At 64.1% G+C, this 22,270-nt stretch carries 25 protein-coding genes and 1 riboswitch; of the genes, 12 read left to right on the top strand and 13 right to left on the bottom strand.

From position 1 onward, the window contains the following. Both ATI53_RS06110 and ATI53_RS06105 read right to left on the bottom strand, forming a co-directional pair. Window positions 1-377 (bottom strand): GTP-binding protein (locus ATI53_RS06110; protein WP_111549954.1); only part of this gene is annotated, 377 nt, incomplete at its 3' end. A 114-nt stretch (window positions 378-491) separates the two neighbouring features. Then, complete coding sequence (locus tag ATI53_RS06105; RefSeq protein WP_111549953.1) at window positions 492-1,154, bottom strand: hypothetical protein; 663 nt, start codon at window positions 1,152-1,154, stop codon at window positions 492-494. Window positions 1,155-1,338: 184 nt separating this feature from the next. On the opposite strand from ATI53_RS06105, the gene ATI53_RS06100 reads away from it, so the two are divergent. Continuing rightward, entirely contained in the window at window positions 1,339-1,914 is a 576-nt protein-coding gene (locus ATI53_RS06100; RefSeq protein WP_009503369.1) for a hypothetical protein, read from the top strand. A gap of 77 nt (window positions 1,915-1,991) precedes the next feature. Here the strand turns inward: ATI53_RS06100 and ATI53_RS06095 are convergent, their stop codons facing one another. Further along, the gene (locus ATI53_RS06095; RefSeq protein WP_009503368.1) at window positions 1,992-2,399 is read right to left on the bottom strand and encodes a universal stress protein; all 408 of its coding nucleotides are present in this window, start codon (window positions 2,397-2,399) and stop codon (window positions 1,992-1,994) included. A 268-nt stretch (window positions 2,400-2,667) separates the two neighbouring features. Here ATI53_RS06095 and ATI53_RS06090 point away from each other — a divergent pair, with 268 nt between their 5' ends. Further along, window positions 2,668-3,363, top strand: coding sequence for a winged helix-turn-helix domain-containing protein (locus ATI53_RS06090; protein ID WP_111549952.1), 696 nt, complete (start codon window positions 2,668-2,670; stop codon window positions 3,361-3,363). A gap of 94 nt (window positions 3,364-3,457) precedes the next feature. On the opposite strand, the gene ATI53_RS06085 is transcribed toward ATI53_RS06090, so the two are convergent. Then, the gene (locus ATI53_RS06085) at window positions 3,458-3,778 is read right to left on the bottom strand and encodes an antibiotic biosynthesis monooxygenase family protein (protein WP_009503366.1); all 321 of its coding nucleotides are present in this window, start codon (window positions 3,776-3,778) and stop codon (window positions 3,458-3,460) included. 194 nt (window positions 3,779-3,972) lie between these two features. On the opposite strand from ATI53_RS06085, the gene ATI53_RS06080 reads away from it, so the two are divergent. From ATI53_RS06080 to ATI53_RS06055, 6 genes are all read left to right on the top strand, one after another. Then, entirely contained in the window at window positions 3,973-4,683 is a 711-nt protein-coding gene (locus tag ATI53_RS06080; RefSeq protein ID WP_111549951.1) for a DUF484 family protein, read from the top strand. Between the two features lie 11 nt (window positions 4,684-4,694). Next, window positions 4,695-5,621: a tyrosine recombinase XerC gene (locus tag ATI53_RS06075; protein ID WP_111549950.1), complete on the top strand. Its 927-nt coding sequence runs from the start codon at window positions 4,695-4,697 to the stop codon at window positions 5,619-5,621. Between the two features lie 143 nt (window positions 5,622-5,764). Next, window positions 5,765-6,373 (top strand): glutathione S-transferase, encoded by a 609-nt coding sequence (locus ATI53_RS06070; RefSeq protein WP_009503363.1) that lies wholly within the window; start codon window positions 5,765-5,767, stop codon window positions 6,371-6,373. 77 nt (window positions 6,374-6,450) lie between these two features. Continuing rightward, the gene (locus tag ATI53_RS06065) at window positions 6,451-7,128 is read left to right on the top strand and encodes a phosphatidylserine decarboxylase (RefSeq protein ID WP_009503362.1); all 678 of its coding nucleotides are present in this window, start codon (window positions 6,451-6,453) and stop codon (window positions 7,126-7,128) included. Further along, the gene (gene pssA, locus ATI53_RS06060) at window positions 7,121-7,879 is read left to right on the top strand and encodes a CDP-diacylglycerol--serine O-phosphatidyltransferase (RefSeq protein ID WP_009503361.1); all 759 of its coding nucleotides are present in this window, start codon (window positions 7,121-7,123) and stop codon (window positions 7,877-7,879) included. Before ATI53_RS06065 ends, pssA begins: the two co-directional genes overlap by 8 nt. After that, entirely contained in the window at window positions 7,879-8,169 is a 291-nt protein-coding gene (locus ATI53_RS06055; protein ID WP_009503360.1) for an alkylphosphonate utilization protein, read from the top strand. The genes pssA and ATI53_RS06055 overlap by 1 nt, the downstream gene beginning before the upstream one ends. Window positions 8,170-8,251: 82 nt before the next feature. Here ATI53_RS06055 and ATI53_RS06050 read toward each other — a convergent pair whose 3' ends face one another. After that, the gene (locus ATI53_RS06050; RefSeq protein ID WP_009503359.1) at window positions 8,252-8,911 is read right to left on the bottom strand and encodes an outer membrane protein; all 660 of its coding nucleotides are present in this window, start codon (window positions 8,909-8,911) and stop codon (window positions 8,252-8,254) included. Between the two features lie 219 nt (window positions 8,912-9,130). Here ATI53_RS06050 and petA point away from each other — a divergent pair, with 219 nt between their 5' ends. The 3 genes from petA to ATI53_RS06035 are packed head-to-tail and all read left to right on the top strand — an operon-like array spanning window position 9,131 to window position 11,857. After that, a complete protein-coding gene (gene petA, locus ATI53_RS06045) occupies window positions 9,131-9,706 on the top strand; it encodes a ubiquinol-cytochrome c reductase iron-sulfur subunit (RefSeq protein WP_009503358.1) in 576 nt (191 codons plus the stop codon). 11 nt (window positions 9,707-9,717) lie between these two features. Beyond that, a complete protein-coding gene (locus ATI53_RS06040; protein ID WP_009503357.1) occupies window positions 9,718-11,052 on the top strand; it encodes a cytochrome b in 1,335 nt (444 codons plus the stop codon). A 19-nt stretch (window positions 11,053-11,071) separates the two neighbouring features. Next, on the top strand, window positions 11,072-11,857 hold the full coding sequence (locus ATI53_RS06035) for a cytochrome c1 (protein WP_009503356.1): 786 nt from the start codon (window positions 11,072-11,074) through the stop codon (window positions 11,855-11,857). Window positions 11,858-11,912: 55 nt separating this feature from the next. Here ATI53_RS06035 and ATI53_RS06030 read toward each other — a convergent pair whose 3' ends face one another. Genes ATI53_RS06030 through ATI53_RS06020 form a run of 3 tightly spaced genes read right to left on the bottom strand, consistent with a single transcriptional unit; the run spans window position 11,913 to window position 15,074 of the window. Then, window positions 11,913-12,611 carry a thiamine ABC transporter ATP-binding protein gene (locus tag ATI53_RS06030; RefSeq protein WP_034451789.1) on the bottom strand — a complete coding sequence of 233 codons (699 nt, stop codon included), beginning with the start codon at window positions 12,609-12,611 and terminating at the stop codon, window positions 11,913-11,915. Then, on the bottom strand, window positions 12,598-14,115 hold the full coding sequence (locus ATI53_RS06025) for an ABC transporter permease family protein (protein ID WP_034451786.1): 1,518 nt from the start codon (window positions 14,113-14,115) through the stop codon (window positions 12,598-12,600). The genes ATI53_RS06030 and ATI53_RS06025 overlap by 14 nt, the downstream gene beginning before the upstream one ends. Further along, window positions 14,091-15,074, bottom strand: a complete 984-nt coding sequence (locus tag ATI53_RS06020) for a thiamine ABC transporter substrate-binding protein (protein ID WP_111549949.1) — start codon at window positions 15,072-15,074, stop codon at window positions 14,091-14,093. The genes ATI53_RS06025 and ATI53_RS06020 overlap by 25 nt, the downstream gene beginning before the upstream one ends. A 51-nt stretch (window positions 15,075-15,125) precedes the next feature. Further along, a riboswitch (TPP riboswitch) is annotated at window positions 15,126-15,225 on the bottom strand. Window positions 15,226-15,321: 96 nt separating this feature from the next. Between ATI53_RS06020 and aroC the strand changes: the two genes are divergently transcribed. Then, window positions 15,322-16,431, top strand: coding sequence for a chorismate synthase (aroC, locus tag ATI53_RS06015; protein ID WP_009503352.1), 1,110 nt, complete (start codon window positions 15,322-15,324; stop codon window positions 16,429-16,431). 40 nt (window positions 16,432-16,471) lie between these two features. On the opposite strand, the gene ATI53_RS06010 is transcribed toward aroC, so the two are convergent. The 5 genes from ATI53_RS06010 to budC all read right to left on the bottom strand — a co-directional run bounded on the left by ATI53_RS06010 (window position 16,472) and on the right by budC (window position 22,149). Then, window positions 16,472-18,376, bottom strand: coding sequence for a methyl-accepting chemotaxis protein (locus ATI53_RS06010; protein ID WP_240778595.1), 1,905 nt, complete (start codon window positions 18,374-18,376; stop codon window positions 16,472-16,474). Between the two features lie 90 nt (window positions 18,377-18,466). Next, window positions 18,467-19,333: a DMT family transporter gene (locus ATI53_RS06005; protein WP_009503350.1), complete on the bottom strand. Its 867-nt coding sequence runs from the start codon at window positions 19,331-19,333 to the stop codon at window positions 18,467-18,469. 174 nt (window positions 19,334-19,507) lie between these two features. Then, window positions 19,508-20,620 (bottom strand): site-specific DNA-methyltransferase, encoded by a 1,113-nt coding sequence (locus ATI53_RS06000; RefSeq protein WP_111549947.1) that lies wholly within the window; start codon window positions 20,618-20,620, stop codon window positions 19,508-19,510. Between the two features lie 90 nt (window positions 20,621-20,710). Beyond that, window positions 20,711-21,340, bottom strand: coding sequence for a ribonuclease HII (gene rnhB, locus ATI53_RS05995; RefSeq protein WP_009503348.1), 630 nt, complete (start codon window positions 21,338-21,340; stop codon window positions 20,711-20,713). A 50-nt stretch (window positions 21,341-21,390) separates the two neighbouring features. After that, window positions 21,391-22,149: a meso-2,3-butanediol dehydrogenase gene (gene budC / locus ATI53_RS05990; RefSeq protein ID WP_009503347.1), complete on the bottom strand. Its 759-nt coding sequence runs from the start codon at window positions 22,147-22,149 to the stop codon at window positions 21,391-21,393. Window positions 22,150-22,270: the final 121 nt, after the last annotated feature.

The following is a 22,270-nucleotide window of genomic DNA, read 5'->3' as shown; positions in this document are numbered from 1 at the left end:
ATCGCGGGGATGCCCACCTGGCGGCCCAGCAGGATGTGCTCGCGCGTTTGCGGCATCGGGCCGTCGGCCGCGTTCACCACCAGGATCGCGCCGTCCATCTGCGCCGCACCGGTGATCATGTTCTTGACGTAGTCGGCGTGGCCGGGGCAGTCGACGTGCGCGTAGTGGCGCGCTTCGGTCTCGTATTCCACATGCGCCGTCGAGATCGTGATCCCGCGGGCCTTTTCCTCGGGCGCTCCGTCAATCTGGTCATACGCCTTGAAGTCACCGAAATACTTGGTGATCGCCGCCGTCAGCGTCGTCTTGCCGTGGTCAACGTGACCGATCGTGCCGATGTTGCAATGCGGTTTGTTCCGCGCAAACTTTTCCTTTGCCATCTTCTAAAGACGCCTCGCCTTTTTCAGGGGCCCTTCGTGACCCGGTTTCGCATCGCGGGCCGATTTATTTGGTTGCAACGGGAAAATCAAGCGGTTGATAGGGGCGGGCGGGCATCATCCCCTGGGCGCGGTCGGCTCTGCAACACCGGACGGGGCAGGCTGTGCCACCGTCTCCGGGCCGGGGCCCCGGGGCTTGTCATCGACTGCTTGCGCAGCCAGCGGTTTGCCCGCGTCGCGCCCGCCGAACCAGCCGTCGTTCATCTGCTTGCGGCGCATCCATTTTTCGATCTGAAGCGCGATATTGGCCGAAAGATTGCGCATTTGCTCTTCTTTCGATTGGGTCAGCCCCGATCCCAGCGTGGTTTCGGCGGAAAAGCTTTCCATCGCCGTGATCTCTTCGGGTTCGGCGTTCAGCTTGGCCTGCGCCGCGTCATCCCAGACGGTGACCCGCACGATCAGCGCCGATTTCGGGCTGAGCACCAGCGGCACACCAGGCTGGGCGAGCACATAGCCCTCGACGCTCACGCCAAGGTGATAGAAGTTGTCGCCCTCGTAGCGGCGAAACCGTTCCTCAAGCGCGGAATCGACCGATGCGATCCATTCCTCGGCGCTGGCCTCGCGCGACACCGGGCCCTTGGTCAGGTTGGGGGCGACAACCGCCGCATGGCCCAGCTTGAAACTCCCGATCGGTTGCACGGGCTTTTCCAGGTTTGCCTGCCCGTTGGCACAGGCGGCCAGGCCAAGGATAAGTCCGATAGCGGGGATCAGGCGAAACATGGGCACTCCAGTTCTGGCGTCGCATCCGCACCGGAATAGCCCAGGACGGCGGCTATGCGCAATCGCAAGGCGTCCGCGCTGCGGCAGCGACGCAACGCTTGTCCGCAGAACGTCTGCGCCCCCTTGCCCGCAGCGCCCGGCATGCCAGTTAGCGGTGACTCCCGAAACAAGCCGAGATCCGACGTTGCCCAAGCTTCCCCGCCTGCTCGCCGCCCTGCTGCTGCTGCTGACCGCCGCCTGCGCGTCCGTCCCGCCCGAGGACCTGCCCCGCCCCGCGCCCACCGACGTCGCGGCGCTGGCGCAGGCGATCACCGATCTGGGCGCCGGGGTCGATCCCGAAGAAGCGCGGCGCATGGCACAAATTTCCTACGATTATCCGTTGTCCCTGGCGGTCGCATACCGAATCGAGGACTCGCCGATCATCCACAACATGAAGGTGAACCAGGGGCTGAAGCCGCGCGGACTGTGCTATCAATGGGCCGACGACCTTGAAACGCGGCTGAGCGCCGAGCGGTTTCGCACGCTGGAGCTGCACCGCGCCATCGCCAATTCCGATAGCGCCATCCGGATCGAACACAGCACCGTCATCGTCAGCGCCCCCGGCGACAGCATGTATGACGGCATCGTGCTGGACCCGTGGCGCAACGGGGGGCAGCTGTATTGGGAGGCTGTGCGCGATGACACACGCTATCCGTGGTTGCCCCGCGAAGAGGTGTTCAAACGCAAACGCGCGCGCGCGCACCTGAACGGTCCGGGCTGAACACCGCCACAGCCCGCCCGCAACGGGCGGACTTGTGGGGGCAGTCGGCGACCGGGTCGCGACCGATGGGCACCGGATCAGCGCAGGACGTGCACGCCGCATTTGGCGTGACGCACCACCTGCGTGGCGGTCGAGCCGATCAACATGTCCCCCATTCCCGGCCGGTGCGATGCGATGACGATCATGTCGCTGCCGTTTTTTTCGGCGTAGTCCAGAATGGTGCGCCCCGAATGGCCTTCGACCACGATTCCGCGGGCATGATCGAGACGCGCCGCCAGCGCGTCCAGCTCGGCCTGAACGGCGGCATGGGATTGCGCCCGGTAATCGGGCGGCAGGTAGCTGATGGCATAGCCGGGGACCTGTTCCATCACATGCAGCAGCGTGATGTCCGAGTCGTCATCGGCCAGGCGGCGGGCAACGGCAAGCGCGGCTTCGGCCTTGGCATCGCTGTCGAACGCGATCGGCACGAGGATATTCTTGTACACTTTCGGTCTCCTGTTCTCGTCGTGCCGGGTAATGCCCTATCCAAAACTACGGGGCATTGATCCAGATCACCCACAGGCCGACGGAATGCGAACACATTCCGGGCACAATTCGCCGCTAAATCCATTTTTATCAGGCCGCAGAAAGCGCCGCACCCCGACCCCGAACAATTCGACGAGAATGTTCGTAAACAAATGGTTGAGATGCCAGGCATGATGGCCCTACGCCGCACGCCCCCCTGTACAACGACCAGTGATAAGGAGCACGAAGATGCGGTACCTCATTGCCGAAACGAGCTGGAAGACGGTAGGCCTTTCCAAGGCTGTGTCCGATCGGGGCACGCTGGTGACGCGCTGCGAGGCGGGCGAGGAAATCGAGGATTTCCACAAGATCGGCGAACACGATCTGGTCGTTTTTGACGCCATTCAACTGCTGCGCCAGACATCGCTTATCCGCTTGCGCGAACTGCACCCCGACAGCCCCATCGTGCTGATCGCCCGCAGCCCGGACGCCGAACAGATCGCCGCGTGGCTGACCGCCGGCGCGGACACCGTCATCGACGAAACCGCGCCGCTGGCCGAGATGATCGCCCGCATCGACGCCATCGCCCGGCGCGCCCAAGGCGCCGCCAGCCCGCGCCTGAACTGCGGGCCGCTGACCTTCGATCTTGATGCCCGCCGGGTGCATCTGGGTGATGTCACGTTATCCCTGTCGCCGAAGCTATACGAAATTCTGGAATATATCGCGCTGCGCCCCGGTCGGCTGGCCGCGCGCGAATCGTTGCTGGGCCATGTCTACGGGTTCGAAAACGAACCGGCCCCGAGGGTCTTTGACGTCTATATGTGCAATCTGCGCGCGCACCTGGCGGGCATCGCGGATGCGGTGCGTATCGAAACAGTGCGCGGCGCGGGCTATCGGCTTGAACTGGTCGAACCCGCAGGTGCGCAAAAGCCGCTCGCCGCCTGACCGGCCCCGCCTGACCCACGTCCGCGCGTGGCGGCGCCAGAACGTCACGCCGCCGCGTGCGGTTTGCGCATGTGGGGGCTATTGCGACTTGCGCCTAGCCGTAGACCGACGCGACATCGTACATCACCGGCTCGAAGCTGCGGCACAGCGCATTGAACCGCCGGTGGTGGTCGCGCATCTCGTCGCTGCGCAGCATCGCCTGGAAATCCTCGCGCCGCCGCCATTGCGAATAAATCGCGATCCGCGTCTGGGCATCGTTGACGTGCAGGCCCGCGCCGATGAACCCGGCCTGTTTCGAAATGAACGCGGTATAGGCGTTCTGCAAGGCGTCAAGCAGATCCTGACAGGTGCCGGGCGTCGTATCGAACGTGGTGATGACGGTCTGACAGTCGCTGGGGCTGGTGATGCTGGGCATTCTGGCGGTCCTCCGGTTGTGACGTCAGCCTCGCACGGATCGGCGAATGTGCCAAACGGCACGTCCGTCGACCGATCCGCAACAGGCTGTGGAAAGCCGCTCACGCCCGGCGATAAACCGGCGACAACCGTGCGGGCGCTCTGCTACGGTTGGGGAAAAACACCGAAAAATCGAACCCGAGCAGACGGACAGGCATGACCAGCACACCCCTGACGATCCACGAATCCCTGCGCGAAGAAATCATCTCGCGCCCGGACATGATCCTTGACGACCGCGACCTGATGCAGGCGCTGATCGCAGCGAACGAACGCGCGATGGGCGGCAACATCGTCGATTTGCGCGGAATCGCGATGGAGCGGCTTGAAATCCGGCTGGACAGGCTGGAAGACACCCACCGCGGGGTGATCGCGGCGGCCTACGAAAACCTTGCGGGCACCAACCAGATTCACCGCGCGATACTGCGCATGCTCGACCCGCTGGAATTTGAACCCTTCCTGCGCGATCTGGGGGGCGAAGTGGCCGAGATCCTGCGCGTGGACAGGGTGCGTCTGGTGCTGGAATCGGCGCAGAATGACAGCGATCCTGCGATTCGCCGGCTGGGCGACGTGCTGTCGGTGGCCGAACCGGGCTTTATTGAAAGCTATGTGTCCGACGGGCGCGGCGCCCCCCGCCGCCCCGTGACCCTGCGCCAGCTGGCTGGGGGCGACCCGGCGATCTTTGGCGACGCCGCCACCTGGGTACGCTCCGAAGCCTGCCTGCGGCTGGATTTCGGCGCCGGTCGGCTGCCGGGCCTGTTGGTGCTGGGGTCGGAAGACCCGCATATGTTCACCCCGCAGCAGGGCACGGACCTTCTGGCGTTTTTCGCCGGGGTCTTCGAACGCGCCATGCGGCGATGGCTGGCATGACTCTGGCTGGCATGACACTAGCCATCACGCCCGCGGCGCACGACGCGCTGGAAACCTGGCTGGATCAGGCGCGGGCGCTGAAGGGGACGTCCGAAAACACCATCACCGCCTACCGCGCCGACGTGGTGGACTTCATCGTCTTCCTGACGGCGCATCACGCCGAACCGCAGGGGCTGGCCCCGCTTGCACGGGTGACAACGCCAGACATGCGCGCGTTCATGGCGCATCTGCGCGGACAGGGAATCGGCGCGCGCTCTGCGGCGCGCAAGCTGTCGGCGGTCAAGACCTTCTACCGCTGGCTCGCCGAACGCGAAGGCTTCGAACCCACCGCCGTGCTGCTGGCCCGCGCACCGAAGTTCCAGAAAAAACTTCCGCGCCCGCTGGACGAGGCATCGGCGCGGGCGATGATCGACACGGTGGCGCTGCAATCGCAGACAACCTGGGTCGGCGCGCGCGACGCGGCCGTCGTAACGCTGCTGTATGGCTGCGGGCTGCGGATCTCCGAGGCGCTGGGCCTGACGGGCGCCGACTGGCCGATGGGCGACACGCTGCGCATCATCGGCAAGGGCAACAAGGAACGTATCGTTCCGGTGCTGCCCGTGGCGCGCAGGGCGGTGGCCGCCTACCTTGACCTCTGCCCCTGGGCGATGGCTGCGGACGCTCCGCTGTTCCGGGGGGCGCGCGGCGGCGCGCTGAACCCGCGCCTTGTGCAAAAGGTCACCGAACAGACGCGAATGCAGCTTGGCCTGCCCGCCACCGCGACCCCCCACGCGATGCGGCACAGCTTTGCCACCCACCTGCTGACCGCAGGCGGAGACCTGCGCGAAATCCAGGAGCTGCTCGGCCACGCCTCGCTGTCCACCACACAGGCTTATACCGCCGTTGACCAGGTCCACCTGATGAAGGTCTACGAGGCCACGCACCCCAAGGCCGGCTGACCGCCCGCCCGCGGCCCGGCCCAAATTTTTTAGCTAAAAAATTTGGGCACCATCGCGCCACGCACACACCAAATCTTTTGCAAAAAGATTTGCCCGGCCCCGCGCGCGCGCCTACCTTCCGGACAAAGAAAAGGAACAGCGCCATGAAACTGCTGAAATCCGCCGCCTCGCCCTTTGTGCGCAAGGTCATGGTGACCCTGCACGAAACCGGCCAGCTGAGCGATGTGGAAATGCTGGACGTGAGCAACACGCCACTGGCCCCCGATTCCGCCGTCGCCGCCGCCAATCCGGTGGGCAAGATCCCCGCGCTGATCCGCAACGACGCCCCGACCCTGTACGACAGCCGCGTCATCTGCCGCTTTCTCGATCAGCGCGCGCAGGCCGGGCTGTACCCCGAGCGGCGCCTGTACGATACGCTCACGCTTGAGGCAACCGCCGACGGCATGATGGAAGCCGCGGTGCTGATCGTCTATGAGGAACGCTTTCGCGCGCTCGAACAGGTCTCGCTTGACTGGATCGAGGGCCAGTGGCTCAAGGTTTCGCGCTCGCTCGACGCGCTGGAAACCCGCTGGATGAGCCATCTGTCGGGGCGGCTCGACATGGGCCAGATCGCTATTGGCTGCGCGCTGGGGTATCTGGATTTCCGCCACGACGCACGCCAGTGGCGCACGGGGCACGATTCACTCGCCGCGTGGTACAAGACCTTCTCGGCGCGCCCCTCGATGCAGGCCACCGCTGGCCCCGCCAGCTGACAGCGCAAGGCGCGGGGCTTGCAAGACACGCCCCCGCCGCCTATCCCCGGCGACCAGCACTGCCACAGGAGAGCCCCATGCGGATGCGCGACACCTTCATCAAGCCCATGCACCCCGAAGGGCGCAAATTTGTTGCGATCTTCGCCGCGATTTCCTTCGTGCTGTTTGTGATCTGGGAACCGCTCGGCTGGATCGGCATGCTGCTCACGGTCTGGTGCTACTATTTCTTCCGTGATCCCGAACGTGTCATCCCGGCCCGGCCCGGCCTTGTCGTCAGCCCCGCCGACGGCATGGTGTCGCTGATCGAGCCGGCGATCCCTCCGGCGGAACTGGGCATGCCGGCCACGCCGCTGACCCGCGTGTCGGTGTTCATGTCGGTGTTCAACTGCCATGTGAACCGGTCGCCCGTCGAAGGCGAGCTGGTCACGATGGCCTACCGTCCGGGCAAATTCCTGAATGCCTCTCTCGACAAGGCATCCGAGGATAATGAACGCAACGCCCTGCGGGTCCGGCTACAGGACGGGCGCGACATTGCCGTGGTGCAGATCGCCGGGCTGGTCGCGCGCCGCATCATGTGGTGGAAGCGCGACGGCGACTGGCTCCACCGCGGCGAGCGGTTCGGGCTGATCCGTTTCGGCTCGCGGCTGGATGTCTACCTGCCCGAGGGGGTGGCGCCGCTGGTTGCCATCGGCCAGACCATGGTGGCGGGCGAAACCGTGCTGGCCGACCTGGCCATCGGTCCGTCGGATGTCTGACCCCAACCGCGCCGCCGAAAAGCTGACGCTGATCCAGCTTCTGCCCAACATGCTGACGGTGATCGCGATCTGCGCCGGCATGACCGCCGTGCGCTTCGGCCTTCAGGGCAGTTACGAAATCGCCGTTCAGCTCATCCTTCTGGCCGCCGTGCTTGACGGGATGGACGGGCGCCTTGCCCGCGCGCTGAAATCGGAATCCGGCATGGGCGCCGAACTGGACAGCCTGGCGGATTTCTTCAACTTCGGCGTTGCGCCGGGAATGCTGCTGTACACTTGGGCGCTGGAGGACAGCAGCAACTTTGGCTGGCTGGCGGTGCTGGCCTTTGCCGTCTGCGCCTGCGTGCGGCTTGCCCGCTTCAACGTGCAGCGCAAATCCGAAGACAAGGCGCATGACAACGCCTATTTCACCGGGGTGCCGTCGCCGGCGGGCGCGCTGCTGGTGATGCTGCCGATGTTTTTGTCCTTCGGGCTGGGCACCGGGCCGTTCCTTCCCGACCTGATGCTGTCGCTTTGGATCGTGCTGGTCGGGCTGTCGATGATCTCGCGCTTTCCCACTTGGTCGTTCAAGACCACCCGCATCCCGCGCAAGAGCGCCAAGTTCTTTCTGGTGGCAGTGGCACTGGCGGGGGCCGCCGCGGTGACCTACGCCTGGATCACGCTGGTGATCCTGTGCGTGGCCTATATCGCGACGGTGATCGTCATGCTGCCGCGCAGCAAGCGCCGCATCGGCGGCGACAGGGGAGCGGACTGATGCCAGACGAGGAATGGATCTATGACGAGGCGAGCGGCGAATGGGGCCCGGCGTCCGGGGCCGCGCAGGCCGAGGTCGTGCAGGTGCGCGATGCGGTCGGGACCCTGCTGGCGGACGGGGATTCGGTGGTGCTGACCAGGGATCTCAAGGTCAAGGGCGCGGGGCAGACGCTCAAACAGGGCACAGTGATCCGGTCGATCCGGCTGACCGACGATCCCGCCCACATCGACTGCCGCCACGACAGCATCAAGGGGCTGGTTCTGCGCACGGAATTTGTACGCAAGCGCTAGGGTGCAGACGCAAAAGCGCCCCGCGCGACGATCCGCGAGGGGCGCTTTTTCCGGCTCGGCACGGGTTTGCTGCAGGAACGCGTCAGAACCGCATCGAAATGCCGACATTCAGCGAGTTGGTCTTGATGTCGGTGCTCATCGAGCCGCCGCCGTCAAGATCGGCTTCATTGCTCGAATAGGTGAACTGGTATTCGCCAAACGCCGCGAACCGGTCGTTGATCGGATAGCTTACCCCAGCGATCAACCGCATCGCCGGTCCGGTCAGCTGATAGCCGAAGGTCTTGTCGCCACCGGTGGTTTCCACGTCAACATGAGGCACCGCGATGCCCAAACCGCCCCCCACATAGGGCGTCGCCGCGCCCCATTGCGTGGGCCAACGCTTCATCGCGTTCACGGTCAGCAGGTTCAGCCCGTCGGTAAATTCCATCCGGTCGAACCCGATGTCCTCGCGTTCGTCTTCGGGGGCATAAACCTTGGCATGGGTGAATTCGACGCCCCAGCCAAAGCTTTCCGACTGCCACCATGTGCCGCGCAGACCGTAATAGGGCGGCATCGAAGAGCTCTTGCCATCCCAGCCGATCAGGGCGTCGTAATCGCCACCGCCGGGATAATCGCCGCTGACGCGGCTGTGCGGCGCGGTCTGCCATCCGGTGTAGAAGGACAGTTCAAAATCCTGCGCCGCGGCCTGCGACGCGACAAGGGCGGCCATGGAAACGGTCGCGGCGATAATCAGTGGCTTCATGGGGTCGCTCCGGGCGCTCTGGGGGCTATAGGAGGGGGTATAGACCTTCGAACCGGACGGTTCAATTGCGACACATGTGCACGAATGGTCTTCACGGGTTCATGATCGCTTTACGGACACATGCCAGACCGCTAAACACGCTCACGGAAAGCCGTTGAGGGACGCGGCACCTATAGAGATTCTGGCCAGCCGCCGGAACTGAGGAATGGAGATCACCCCGTGACACAAGCAGAAGATCACGAAGGCACTCGTAGAGACTTCCTTTACTATGCCACCGCCGGGGCCGGCGTTGTTGCGACCGGGGCCGCCGTCTGGCCTCTGGTCAACCAGATGAACCCGTCGGCGGACGTGAGGGCGCTCAGCACCATCCGGGTCGACATCTCGGGGGTCGAGACCGGCACGCAGCTCACGGTGAAATGGCTCGGCAAGCCGGTGTTCATCCGGCGCCGGACCGAAGCCGAAATCGAAGACGCCCGAAGTGTCGAAATGAGCGAACTGGTCGATGCCCAGGCACGCAACGCAAACATCGACGACGGCGCGGATGCCACCGATGCCAACCGCGCGCTGGATGACACCGGCGAATGGCTGGTGATGATGGGTGTGTGTACGCATCTTGGCTGCGTGCCGCTGGGCAATGCGGGCGAATACACGGCCGGCGGCACCGGCGGGTGGTTCTGCCCCTGCCACGGGTCGCACTACGATACGGCGGGCCGCATTCGCAAGGGTCCGGCGCCTCAGAACCTGCCCGTGCCCGTGGCAGAGTTCGTCGAAGAAACAACAATACTGCTGGGATAAGGGAGGCGCATATGTCCGGTATTCCGCACGACCATTACGAGCCGAAAACAAGCGGCGAACGCTGGCTGCACAAGCGCCTGCCGATCGTCGGTCTTCTTTTCGACACCATCATGATGCCCACACCCAAGAACCTGAACTGGATGTGGATCTGGGGCATCATCCTGACCTTCTGCCTGGCGTTGCAGATGATCACCGGCATCGTTCTGGTGATGCATTACACGCCCCACGTCGATCAGGCGTTCGCCTCGGTCGAACATATCATGCGGGACGTGAACGGCGGCTACATGCTGCGGTATCTGCACGCCAACGGCGCCTCGCTGTTCTTTGTCGCCGTCTACATGCACCTGTTCCGCGGGCTGTACTACGGATCGTACAAATCCCCGCGTGAGGTGACCTGGATCATCGGCATGCTGATCTATCTGGCCATGATGGGCACCGCCTTCATGGGCTATGTGCTGCCCTGGGGACAGATGTCGTTCTGGGGGGCCACGGTGATCACCGGCCTGTTCGGCGCGATCCCCTGGATCGGCGAGCCGATCCAGACCTGGCTTCTGGGTGGACCGGCGGTCGACAACGCGACGCTCAACCGCTTCTTCTCGCTGCATTACCTGCTGCCTTTTGTCATCGCGGCGCTGGTCGTGGTTCACATCTGGGCGTTTCACACCACGGGCAACAACAACCCCACGGGTGTCGAGGTGCGGCGCGGATCGAAGGCCGAAGCCGACAAGGACACGGTTCCGTTCTGGCCCTATTATGTCATCAAGGACCTGTTCGCGCTCGCCGTGATCCTGGCAGTGTTCTGGGCCATCGTCGGCTTCATGCCGAACTACCTTGGCCACCCGGACAACTACGTCGAGGCGAACCCGCTTTCGACCCCTGCGCATATCGTGCCCGAATGGTACTTTCTGCCGTTCTACGCGATCCTGAGGGCATTCACGTCCGAAGTCTGGGTGGTGCAGATCGCCAGCTTCGTCACCGGGGGTATCGTCGATGCCAAATTCTTTGGCGTGCTCGCCATGTTCGGTGCCATCGTCTCCATGGCGCTGGCGCCCTGGCTTGACACCTCGTCGGTGCGTTCGGGCAAGTTCCGTCCGCAGTTCAAGTGGTGGTTCTGGCTCCTCGTGATAGATTTCATCGTGCTGATGTGGCTGGGCGCCATGCCCGCCGAAGAACCCTATGCCAGTTTCTCGCTGATCGGCGCGGCCTACTGGTTCGCCTATTTCTTCGTCATCCTGCCGCTTCTGGGTGTGTTCGAAAAACCGCTGCCACAACCCGCAACGATCGAGGAAGACTTCGAAAGCCATTATGGCAAGTCCTCGGCACCGACCACGACTCCGGCCGAGTAAGAGAAAGGACACCAGAAAGATGTTCAGGAAACTTGCCCTTTCCACCGCCATGGCCCTTGGCCTCGCCACCGGCAGCGCGTTCGCTGCCGGAGAGGGCGGCCATGTCGAGGATTTCAGCTTCTCGTTCGAAGGCCCCTTTGGCGCCTATGACCAGATGCAGCTTCAGCGCGGGCTGAAGGTCTATACCCAGGTCTGCACGGCCTGCCACGGCCTGAAATTCGTACCGTTGCGCGCGTTGTCCGACGAAGGCGGGCCGCATTTCACCGAAGACGAGGTGCGCGCCTACGCCGAGCAGAACTTCGAGGTCTATGACGAGGAACTCGAAGATTACCGCCCCGCGCTTCCCACCGATCACTTCCCGGCCAACACCACGGCGGGCGCGCCCGACCTGTCGCTGATGGCCAAGGCGCGCGCGGGGTTCCACGGCCCCTACGGCACCGGGCTGAACCAGCTTTTCAACGGCATGGGCGGGGCGGAATACATCGCATCGATCCTGACCGGCTACACCGGCGAGGAAAAGGTCGAGGCGGGCACCACCTTTTATGAAAACCACGCCTTCTCGACCGGCTGGATCGCGATGGCACCGCCCCTTTACGGCGAGGACGTGGATTTCGACGACGGCCACCCCAATTCGATCGAGCACGAAGCGCAGGACGTCGCGGCGTTCCTGATGTGGGCGGCAGAACCCAAGATGATGGCGCGCAAGACCGCAGGCTTCACCGGGGTGATCTTTCTCGTGGTGCTGTCGGTGCTGTTGTACCTCACCAACAAGCGCATCTGGCGTCCGATCAAGCACAAGCCCTGATCGCGCTCGTCACTGACCGATGAAAAGCCCCGCATCAAGCGGGGCTTTTTCCTTTTCAGGTACCCAGATAGGCGCGCAACGCGTCGGGAGGGTCGGAAAACAGCGCCTCCGTCTCGACCGGAGGCTGCGCCGTCCCATCCGCGACCAGCACGGTATCCTGCGCAAACCCGCGCGCGTCGCCAGGGTCGTGACTGACCAGAAGCACCAGCGCGCCCAGGTCCTGGGCCACGTCGCGCACCAGCGTGAGCATTTCGCGCTTGAGCGCAGGCCCCAGCGCCGCAAACGGCTCATCCAGGGCGATCACAGGGCGTGCCTGCAACAGCACCCGCGCCAACGCCGCCCGGCTTTGCTGCCCACCGGACAGCGCGCCGGGCCGGCGATCTTCCATTCCCGCAAGCCCGACGCGCGTCAGCGCCGTTTCCACCGCGCCCAACTCCTTGCGCCGCAACGCCCCGCCATCCGGGCGCAATGCCAGCCCAAGGTTCCGCACCAGATCCAGGTGCGGGAACATGTTGTTTTCCTGAAACAACATCGCGATGGGCCGACGGTTGGGGGGATCGTGCGTGATGTCCCTCCCCTGCCACAGCACCCGCCCCGACGCAGGCATCCGAAACCCCGCCACGAGGTCGAGCAGCGTCGACTTGCCAGCACCCGACGGGCCGACCACAGCCACGCGCCGCCCGGCGGCTACCGCGAAATCCGCAGCAAGGCGGAAGCGCCCCGTTTCAAATTCCACAGCCTCAAGCGTCAGCATTCACCCGCCCTCCCCTGTCGAATATCCAGAACGCCGCGAAGCTTAGCAGCAACAAGAGCAGTGCTGCGCCAGAGGCCGCCTCCATCCGGTAGGCGCCCATCAGGCGATATACCTGTAGTGGCAGCGTCGCACGATCCGGATCGGCAAACAGGGCGATGACCCCAAGGTCTCCCATCGACAGCGCCGCCGTCAGGCCCGCCGCAAAACCCAACGGACGACGCAGCCTTGGCAGCAGCACCATGCGGACCCAGGCCAGCGGCGTCAGCCCCAGCGCCAGCGCGAGGCGGGCGTAATCGGCGCGCACCGCTTCGGCCTCGGGGCGCAGGATACGCAGGGCGAAAGGCAACGACACCAAGGCATTCACCACCACGGTCACCGGCAAAGCCAGCGTCAGCGGATTCACGAAGGGCCGCAGGATCAGGAACAACCCGGTGCCCAGAACCAGGGGCGACAACGCGATGCCCGCAAGGCCCAGCAGCTCTCCGCGCCGGGTCGAAAGAGGCAGCGCCCAAAGAGTGCACAGCACCGTCGACGCCAGCGCGACCGCGATGGAATTTCCCGCCGCGTGCCAGGTGCTTGCCCCCAGCAACACCAGCCCCGCAAGCCCCTTGAGCACCACCATGCCGAGAGGCAGCAGCAAAAACAGCGCGGCCAGACCGATCCAGGCCGCATCTATTGCACGGTGCAGCGCGCCCTGCCCGTCCCATCGCTGTTGCATCCGGTCCAGGCCGCTGCCAAGACCGCCGCCGGTGCCCAGCTTCAGCGCAAACAGCCCGGCCCCCAGGGCCAGCGCAAGCTGTATCACCGATAACAACGCCGCCCGCCCAAGATCGAAATCAAAGCGAACCGCCTGATAAATCGCCAGTTCGACGGTGGTTGCACGCGGCCCCCCCCCGAGTGTCAGCGCGACGGCAAAGCTCGAAAGGCAGATGACACAGATCACCGCAAAGGCCCCCGGAGCGATGCGCAGCAGCATCGGCGCCTCAAGCGTGCGCAGCGTTGCCCACGGCGTCAAACCAAGCGACGCGGCCAGCCGAAACCGTTCGGCGGGAATGGCCAGCCACCCCTGCAACAGCAGCCGCACCGCGAGTGGCAAGTTGAAAAACACGTGCGCCAGCACCACCCCGTGCAGCCCATAGATGCTAAGTTCGGGCGCGCCGACCCCGCGCAGCACGACATTCACCACGCCATTCTGCCCGAAGACCGCGATCAGCCCAAGCACTGCGACAATCACCGGCAGGATAAAGGGCGCGCCCATCAACGCAACCAGCGCGCCGCGCCCCCGGAACCGCCGCCGGGCAAGCGCCCTTGCGACGGGCACCGCCAGTGCCACGCTGACCGCAGCCGACAGAAGCGCCTGCACCAGCGTGAAGCGTAGCGCCTGCAGGTCACCGGGACCGAGCACGCCCCAGCCACCGGCGCGGATCAGCACCGCGATAACCGGGCCGAGCGTCAGCCCGGCCACGGCCAATGCCGCGCTTACTGCGACAGCCCGAGACGCCATGCCTCGATCGCCTCGTCCCGGATCGCTGCCGCTTCATCCTCGGAGTAGAACAACACCTTTTCGGGCAATTCCAGTTCCTTGAACCCTTCCGGCCAGGCCTCGCGCGGCAGCGCCGCCGGGAAAGACCAGTTGCCAGTGGCGATCATCCTCTGGAACGGTTCCGAAAGGATGAATTTCATGAATTCATCCGCCAGTTCCGGCTGGTCGGTTGCGGCCACCTTGGCCGCGAGTTCGACCATGAAATACTGCCCTTCGGGAAAGATCGCGGCCTTTTTGGTGCGATCGTCCTCGGCAATGATGTGATAGGCGGGCGATGTGGTGTAGCTCATCACCATGTCCGCCTCGCCGTCGGTGAACAGCCCATAGCTTTCCGACCAGCCCTTGGTCACCGTCAGGATCTTCGGAGCGAGTTTGGCCCAGGCTTCCTCGGCGCGGTCGCCGAACACCTTTTCGACCCAAAGCACCGTCGCAAGGCCCGAGATGGAGCTGCGCGGATCCTGAATGACGATTTTCAGGTCGTCGGAAGCATTCAACAGCGCCTCGAAGTCTTCGGGCGGCTCGGCAAGGCGTTCGGTGTTGTAGATGAATGCCGTCTCGCTGTAATTATAGGGCAGAAAGATATCGTCGGTCCATTCGATCGGCAGCGTCAGGGGCGACAGATCCACGCCATGCGGCGCGAACAACCCGCTTTCACGGGCTTTTTTCGTCACATCGGTGTTCAGGCCGAAGACGATGTCGGCCTCCGTGCGGTCGCCCTCAAGCAGCAGGCGCGGCAGCAGATCGCCGGGCTTGAATTGCAGATCGCAGCCGCATCGGGCCTCGAACAGGGATTCGATTTGCGGGCCGGGGCCCCATTCCGAGGCGATATAGTCGCCCGCGTAAACGGTCAGGACAGGGGTTTCCGCCAGCGCGCTGCCGGCCAGAAGACATCCCGCAGCAAAGGTGGTGGCCGTTTTCATGGCATCCTCCAGACTTGCGGCGAGAGGGCAAGACTGGGCATGTCGGACTGGGCCTGATGCCGTCACCTTCCCTCCGCCGGTGTTAACCGGGTCAGGTTCAACGGGTTCGCATCGTGCATCTCAGCCCTTTCGGACGCCCCGAGGTGGGCTAAGTGGTAGCCCTGAGCGCTGCCCCATGCAAGGTGAATCCCCTTGAGACACGCGCCGCGCTGGCCTAACAGATCCCGACAGCAAAGGAGCCCGCCCCATGAGCATGAACACTTTCGGCCATCTGTTCCGCGTCACCACCTGGGGCGAAAGCCATGGCCCGGCGCTTGGCGCGACGGTGGATGGCTGCCCTCCGGGGGTGACTGTGGGCGAAGCCATGCTTCAGCACTGGCTCGACCGGCGCAAGCCGGGGCAGAACAAGTATACAACGCAGCGGCGCGAGCCCGATTCCGTACGCATTCTGTCGGGTGTGTTCGAAGGTCAGACCACCGGGACCCCGGTGCAACTGATGATCGAAAACACCGACCAGCGGTCCAAAGACTACGGCGACATCATCGAGAAATTTCGACCGGGCCACGCGGACATCACCTATTGGCAGAAATACGGCATCCGTGACTATCGCGGCGGCGGGCGGTCTTCGGCCCGCGAGACGGCCGCGCGTGTCGCGGCAGGCGGGCTGGCGCGGGCGGCGCTGGCAAGGCTTGCTCCGGGGATCAACATCACCGGCTACATGGTGCAAATGGGACCCCGCGCCATCGACCGGACGCGGTTCGATCTTGCGGCTGTCGGACAGAACCCGTTCTGGAGCCCCGACCCCGTCACGGCAGAGCACTGGGCAACAGACCTGGACGCGCTGCGCAAGTCCGGCGACAGCATTGGTGCGGTCATCGAGATCTCGGCGAGCGGTGTCCCCGTCGGCCTGGGCGCGCCGGTATATCGCAAGCTGGACACCGACCTTGCGTCTGCGATGATGTCGATCAACGCAGTGAAGGCGGTCGAGATCGGAGACGGCATGGCCGCCGCGCTGTTGCGCGGCTCCGACAATGCCGATGAAATTGCCATGGGACCGGATGGACCGGTCTATAGCTCGAACCACGCGGGCGGTATCCTTGGCGGAATCTCGACCGGGCAGGACGTCGTGGTGCGGTTTGCGGTCAAGCCGACCTCGTCAATCCTGACGTCCCGCAAGACGATCACCAAAGCCGGCGAAGAGACAGAAATCGTTACGAAGGGTCGTCACGACCCCTGCGTCGGGATCCGGGCTGTTCCGGTAGGCGAGGCCATGATGGCCTGTGTTCTGCTGGACCATTTTCTTCTGCACCGCGGGCAGGTGGGCGAAAACCGCGGCCAGATCGGCGGATCCCGGTAGGAGGATCCCATGGCCGTTGCCGCCATGGCGATTCAGGTGTTCAGAAGTCTTCCCACATGTCCGCATCCGATCCCACGGCCTTTTTCATCGGAGTCGGCGCTGGCGCGCGGGACCCGGTTTCACGTTCCGAGATCGGCAGGTCGACGACAGGGGCAGCGACGGGCACGACCTCACCAAGGGTATCGGTGCGGGTATCGACGTCGGCTGACGACCCAAAGCGGTTAAGCTGCTCTGTCAAGCGATCCGCTTCAGAGCTGAGCTGCTGGCTGGCCGAGCTGGTTTCGCCCACCATCGCGGCGTTCTGCTGGGTCACCTTGTCCAACTCAGCGACGCCGATGTTGATCTCTTGCAGACCAGAGGCCTGTTCCTTGGCGCCGGAGGCGATTTCTCCGACCATGGCGGAAACCTCGGTGACATAGCGGACGATGTCGGCAAGCGTTTCGCCCGTCTGTTCCACAAGCTGCCCCCCGTCTTTGACCTGCTGCGAACTGTTTTGCACCAGACTCCTGATTTCCAGGGCCGATTCCGATACCCGCTGGGCAAGCGAGCGCACTTCGGACGCCACAACAGAGAAGCCTTTTCCGGCTTCACCGGCCCGCGCCGCTTCGACCCCGGCGTTCAGCGCAAGAAGGTTGGTCTGATACCCGATGTCGTCGATCACACCGATGATCTGGGTGATCTGGTCCGACGAGGCGGAAATCGAACTCATCGCAGCAAGCGCGCGCTGCATGACCTCGCCGCCCTCTTCGGCGCGGCGGCGGCCGTCCCGGGCCCGCTTGTCGGCTTCGACAGCCCGCTGCGCCGCAGCCTTGACACTGCTCGACATTTCTTCAAGCGCAGCGGCCGATTCCTCAAGCGTGGCGGCTTGCAGTTCGGACCGGCGGGACATTTCCGAAGACATGCCGGAAAGCTCGCGCGAATTGCGATGCACCATGTCCACGGACTCGCGCAGCGAGGTGATCAGATCTCCGATCCGTTCGGCCAGCTTGTTGAAATCCGAACAGATCTTGACGTAACCCTCTCCCAGATCACGCCATTCTTCAGAGTCGAGCGACCCACCGACCTTGCCCATGGATAGCTCGCCCATAGACGCGCTCAGGGAATCGAAAAGGGCGATGCGGCGCTCGTTCGCGACGCGTTCCTTGGCGGTCGCGGCATCCGCGGATGCCAGGGAGTGACGCAGCTGTTCAAGGTTGCGCGCGATCGTACCGACCTCGTCGCCGCGATCCGTGTGGCCGATTTCGACGTCGAAGTTGCCCTCGGCGAGGGTTTGCACGCTGTCGGCGGCGCTTACGAGCGGGCGAGAGATGATCTTGCCGAAAAAGAACGCCATCACCAGGGCCAGACCCGTCGACGCGGTCAGCGAGATCAACATGGTAACCTTGGAGCGTTCGACACTGTCCGCAGTGGCATACTGGGTTTCGACCGCCATGAGCCGGGTTGCTTCCTGGATCAGATCAACCTCTTCGATGAGGGCGCTGATTTCCGCCAGTACAGACATCGCGCCGGCCCGCAACCTCGGGGCAAAAGCGCCTTCGGCGTTCCAGTTCAGCTCTGGCGCGCGCGCCACCAGCGCGTCGATCCCCGCGGAAACCCTGGCAAGCCGTTCGGCATAATCAAGGTTGACCGCGCGATCGGTGCTGGGGGCAGTGAAATAGTCGGAATTTTCAGAAATCACCTCGGTCACCTCGGCAAAATTTCCGAGCATGCTGTCGATTCCCGCCTGATCGCCGTTCGCGAATTCAAGCACGTTGACCCGCGCCTGTTCCATATCCTCGCGGATCAGCCCGATGGTTTCGTTCTGGAGGATCGCATCGAAGGTGAAATCCACCTCTTTCACCACATGCCCCTGAACGACCCAAGACAGGGCGCCACTCACGAAAAGCAGTAATGCGAAGGCCAGGCCCAGCGCCATGACCTGGAGTCGAATCGGAAATTTTTTCATTTTCTACGTCTCTCGATCTGGTTCAGCCGTGCCATTCGACATCTGAGCTAGCAGAGATCCGTAAACAATCCCTTCGCGTTTTCTGGCGATTCACGCCGATATTCGCGCCCTCTGCACCGCAAGAATGCCCGCGGTCACGATGCCGACGCCGATCGCGTCCCAGACCCCCATCGGCTCGGAAAGCAGCAAGGCCGCGATTCCGACACCGAAAACCGGATTCAGGAAATGGAACGTCGCGGCGCGGGTGGCCCCGATGCGGTTCACCAGCAGAACCCAGACAAAAGTCGCCATCACGCCAGGTACGATCACCGTATAGCAAAAGGCCACCACAAGCTGCCAGGACAGATCCACCTGAAAGGTTTCGAACCCCAGCGCAAGCGGCCACAGCACCGCGCTGCCCACCAGCATTTGCAGCCCCACGATCATCATGATGTTGCCCCCCCCTACGGCGCCGCGCACCGACAATGTCGCGACCGCAAGCGACAGCACACCGCCGACGCACAGCGCGATGCCGATCGGATCGGCCCCGCTGGACAGACGCGCGCCCATGATGATCGCGACACCGATCACCCCCGCCGCAAGGCCCGCGTAGCCGAGGGGTTTCATGCGCTCGCCCAGCCACAGCCAGCTTGCCAGCGCCACCACCAGCGGCATGGCCGAGGCGATGATCGACGCCAGCGACGCCTGAATCGTCTGCATGGCGATGAAGTTCAGCCCCAGGTACAGGGCGTTCTGACAGACGCCAAAGATGATCGTGGCGCGCCATTGCGCCCGGCTCAGCCGCCAGCTTTGCCCCAGCGCCAGCGCGATCCCGATAGCCAGAAGCCCCGAGCACAGGAACCGCAGCGCCAGCGTCCCTAGCGGCGGCGCCGCCAGGACGATGATCCGCGCCGAGGTGAAGGCCGAGGACCACATGACCGCAAAGGCCAGCCCCATCAAGATCGCGCGCAGGTCCATGTCCGTCTCCCCGTATGTGCACCAATGACCGCGTCGCACCGCGATGGTCAAGGGCTACCACCCTGCCTTGGCCGCAAAAGAAAAATGCCCCGCCCGCACCAGCGGGCGCAGACGGGGCCAGTCTGCGCCCGCTGGTGCGGGCGCTGGCGGTGTCTCTTTCGAACTGCGGTTGGCTCAGTGCGGGCGGTCGCCCATTTCCGCGCGGATCTGCTGGCGCAGGACGTCGATGGGAACGGTCTTGCCGTCCTTGCGGAAATGCCAATAGGTCCAGCCGTTGCAGGACGGTGCGCCTTCCAGATGGGCACCGACCTGGTGGATCGACCCGCGCACGTCGTCGCCGATCAGCGTGCCGTCGGCGCGCACCTTGGCGACCTTGCCCGAGGGCGACACCAGCATCTCGCCTGGGCGCAGCATGCCCCGTTCCACAAGCTGGCCAAAGGGCACGCGAGGTTCGGCGCGCTTGGCGCGGGTCACTTCCAGCGCCGAGCGGTCATAGGGGCGGATGTCGGCAATGCGGCGCTCGGCCACTTCGCGATAGGCCGCCTCGCGTTCGATGCCGATGAAATCCCGGCCAAGCATCTTGGCCACCGCGCCTGTGGTGCCTGTGCCAAAGAACGGGTCCAGCACCACATCTCCGGGGTTGGTGGACCCCACGAGCACGCGATGCAGCAAGCCCATCGGTTTTTGCGTCGGATGCGCCTTGTCGCCGTTGGCATCCTTGAGCCGCTCACCGCCGTTGCAGATCGGCAGAACCCAGTCAGAGCGCATCTGAATGCCCTCGTTCAGCGCCTTCAGGGCCTCGTAGTTGAACGTGTACCTGGCGCCTTCGGATTTCGATGCCCAGATCATCGTTTCATGCGCGTTGGTGAACCGCTTGCCGCGAAAATTCGGCATCGGGTTGGATTTGCGCCACACCACATCGTTCAGAATCCAGTAGCCCGCGTCCTGAAGCGCGGCGCCGACCCGAAAGATGTTGTGATAGGATCCGATCACCCACAGCGCCCCATTGGGCTTGAGCAGGCGCTTGGCCGCCGCCAGCCATTCGCGGGTGAACTTGTCATAGACCGCAAAGCTGGAAAACTGGTCCCAGTGGTCATCGACCGCATCGACACGGGAATTGTCCGGGCGGTGCAGATCGCCCCTCAGCTGAAGGTTATAGGGCGGATCCGCAAAGATCAGATCGACCGATTCCGCGGGCAAACTGTTCATCCGCTCGATACAGTCCCCGTCCAGGATCGTGTTAAGAGGAAGCACTTTCGTGCCCGGTGTCTTGGTCATCGCGTTCATCTCTGCCTCTGCCCTTTGGTGCGTTTTCGCACTCGTTGGTTGGCTTCGATTTTGAGTCAAACGCGAATCGCGGTCAATTTCTTTTTTGAATCAGTCACTTGCGGTTTCGCCTTGCCACAAGATATTGTGTATCGGTTTGAACGACCGCCTATGATGTGGGGTCACGCCAAGATCTGCGAGCGCCGCCTTGTGTCTTTTCGACCCGTAGCCCGCGTTCGTTTCCCAACCATATCCCGGATGCTGTTGCGCCAATGCCCGCATGTGCCGATCCCGCCAGGTTTTCGCAACGATCGACGCCGCCGCGATGCTGATCGACCGGGCGTCGCCCTTGACCAGAGGCGTCGCCGCGCAGGGCATTTGCGGGGGCAGAAACCGCCCGTCGATCAGCGCGTGATCGGGGCGATGCGGCAGATTTGTCAGCGCCCGATGCATCGCCAGCAGGCTGGCCTGAAGGATGTTCAGCCGGTCGATTTCCTCGACCGTGGCCGACCCGATGCCGACCTCGGCGCATTCGGTCAGCCAGGCGGCGCGCTGCCGACGACGCTTGATGCTCATCTTCTTTGAATCGTTCAGCCCCGGCGGGACGCAGTCGGGATGCAACACCACCGCCGCCGCCACGACCGGCCCGGCAAGCGGGCCGCGGCCAACCTCGTCGACCCCGGCCACCCGCAGACCCCGTGCCCACAAGGGCGCTTCGAAAGAATCGTCCGGCCACTCCATCCCCGAGGGATTGCCCAAACACGGGCCGGAGACAAGCCTTGGCAGCCCCGTTACGCCTGCGGTGGCTGTCCGTTCGATGCCGACAGGCCCCCGTCCACCGGAAGGTTCACCCCGTTGACGAACCGCGCGTCATCGCTGGCAAGAAACGCGATGACGTCGCCAATGTCCTCGGGTTCGGCCGGACGGCCCAACGGAATGCGCTCGATGAACTTGTCCACCAGTTGCTTGTTGTCCAGCATGTCGGCGGTCAGTTCGGATTTGGTGAAGCTGGGGTTCACTGCGTTCACCCGGACCCCGCTGTCGCGCGCATCCAGTGCGAGCGCGCGTGTCAGGTTGGTGATCGCGCCCTTGGCGGTATTGTAGGCGTGCATGCCCCAGTCGCCGCCGATGCCGGAAACCGACGATGTCATCACCACGTTGCCCTGCGCCGCCTTCAGCGACGGCCACAGCGCCTTGGTCAGCCGCCAGACGGCGGTGACATCGGTTTCCATCACCTTGTCGAAACCAGCCTCGTCGACGACCTCGATCGACCCCGTGACGGCGGTGCCCGCGTTGTTCACCAGCACGTCGACCCGTCCAAAGGCGACGCGCGCCTCTTCCGACGCCTTTGCCACGCCTTCCCTTGTCGACAGATCAGCGGCAACGACCCTGGCCGAGGCAATATCGCGCGCCACCTTTTCCAGCTTTTCTTGCGTGCGCGAGACCAGCACCACGTTCGCGCCCTCGCGGCCAAAGCGGCGGGCTGCGGCGGCGCCAATGCCCGAGGACGCGCCGGTGATGACAACGGTTTTTCCGGTGAAGCGTTGCATGAAATGATCCTTTTGCGTTGTTTTGCAGTCGCTTGCAAACCAACGGGCACCTCCCGTCCGCTGTTCCGGCCTCACGCGAGACGTGATCCCGATACGCAAACAGGGGAGCCCGAAGGCCCCC

The sequence above is a fragment of the Salipiger aestuarii genome (assembly GCF_003259905.1).
GTDB classification, from domain to species: domain Bacteria; phylum Pseudomonadota; class Alphaproteobacteria; order Rhodobacterales; family Rhodobacteraceae; genus Salipiger; species Salipiger aestuarii.
Note: the sequence above shows the minus strand (reverse complement) of the source record. Positions and strands in the feature narration are given on the sequence as shown.

What these genes read in the sequence shown, in the direction of transcription:
- ATI53_RS06105 (WP_111549953.1), bottom strand. Translation starts at nt 1,154, where the DNA reads ATGTTTCGCCTGATCCCCGCTATCGGACTTATCCTTGGCCTGGCCGCC.
- ATI53_RS06090 (WP_111549952.1), top strand. Translation starts at nt 2,668, where the DNA reads ATGCGGTACCTCATTGCCGAAACGAGCTGGAAGACGGTAGGCCTTTCC.
- ATI53_RS06085 (WP_009503366.1), bottom strand. Translation starts at nt 3,778, where the DNA reads ATGCCCAGCATCACCAGCCCCAGCGACTGTCAGACCGTCATCACCACG.
- ATI53_RS06080 (WP_111549951.1), top strand. Translation starts at nt 3,973, where the DNA reads ATGACCAGCACACCCCTGACGATCCACGAATCCCTGCGCGAAGAAATC.
- ATI53_RS06075 (WP_111549950.1), top strand. Translation starts at nt 4,695, where the DNA reads ATGACACTAGCCATCACGCCCGCGGCGCACGACGCGCTGGAAACCTGG.
- ATI53_RS06070 (WP_009503363.1), top strand. Translation starts at nt 5,765, where the DNA reads ATGAAACTGCTGAAATCCGCCGCCTCGCCCTTTGTGCGCAAGGTCATG.
- ATI53_RS06065 (WP_009503362.1), top strand. Translation starts at nt 6,451, where the DNA reads ATGCGGATGCGCGACACCTTCATCAAGCCCATGCACCCCGAAGGGCGC.
- pssA (WP_009503361.1), top strand. Translation starts at nt 7,121, where the DNA reads ATGTCTGACCCCAACCGCGCCGCCGAAAAGCTGACGCTGATCCAGCTT.
- ATI53_RS06055 (WP_009503360.1), top strand. Translation starts at nt 7,879, where the DNA reads ATGCCAGACGAGGAATGGATCTATGACGAGGCGAGCGGCGAATGGGGC.
- ATI53_RS06050 (WP_009503359.1), bottom strand. Translation starts at nt 8,911, where the DNA reads ATGAAGCCACTGATTATCGCCGCGACCGTTTCCATGGCCGCCCTTGTC.
- ATI53_RS06040 (WP_009503357.1), top strand. Translation starts at nt 9,718, where the DNA reads ATGTCCGGTATTCCGCACGACCATTACGAGCCGAAAACAAGCGGCGAA.
- ATI53_RS06035 (WP_009503356.1), top strand. Translation starts at nt 11,072, where the DNA reads ATGTTCAGGAAACTTGCCCTTTCCACCGCCATGGCCCTTGGCCTCGCC.
- ATI53_RS06030 (WP_034451789.1), bottom strand. Translation starts at nt 12,611, where the DNA reads ATGCTGACGCTTGAGGCTGTGGAATTTGAAACGGGGCGCTTCCGCCTT.
- ATI53_RS06025 (WP_034451786.1), bottom strand. Translation starts at nt 14,115, where the DNA reads ATGGCGTCTCGGGCTGTCGCAGTAAGCGCGGCATTGGCCGTGGCCGGG.
- ATI53_RS06020 (WP_111549949.1), bottom strand. Translation starts at nt 15,074, where the DNA reads ATGAAAACGGCCACCACCTTTGCTGCGGGATGTCTTCTGGCCGGCAGC.
- aroC (WP_009503352.1), top strand. Translation starts at nt 15,322, where the DNA reads ATGAGCATGAACACTTTCGGCCATCTGTTCCGCGTCACCACCTGGGGC.
- ATI53_RS06010 (WP_240778595.1), bottom strand. Translation starts at nt 18,376, where the DNA reads ATGAAAAAATTTCCGATTCGACTCCAGGTCATGGCGCTGGGCCTGGCC.
- ATI53_RS06005 (WP_009503350.1), bottom strand. Translation starts at nt 19,333, where the DNA reads ATGGACCTGCGCGCGATCTTGATGGGGCTGGCCTTTGCGGTCATGTGG.
- ATI53_RS06000 (WP_111549947.1), bottom strand. Translation starts at nt 20,620, where the DNA reads ATGAACGCGATGACCAAGACACCGGGCACGAAAGTGCTTCCTCTTAAC.
- rnhB (WP_009503348.1), bottom strand. Translation starts at nt 21,340, where the DNA reads ATGGAGTGGCCGGACGATTCTTTCGAAGCGCCCTTGTGGGCACGGGGT.
- budC (WP_009503347.1), bottom strand. Translation starts at nt 22,149, where the DNA reads ATGCAACGCTTCACCGGAAAAACCGTTGTCATCACCGGCGCGTCCTCG.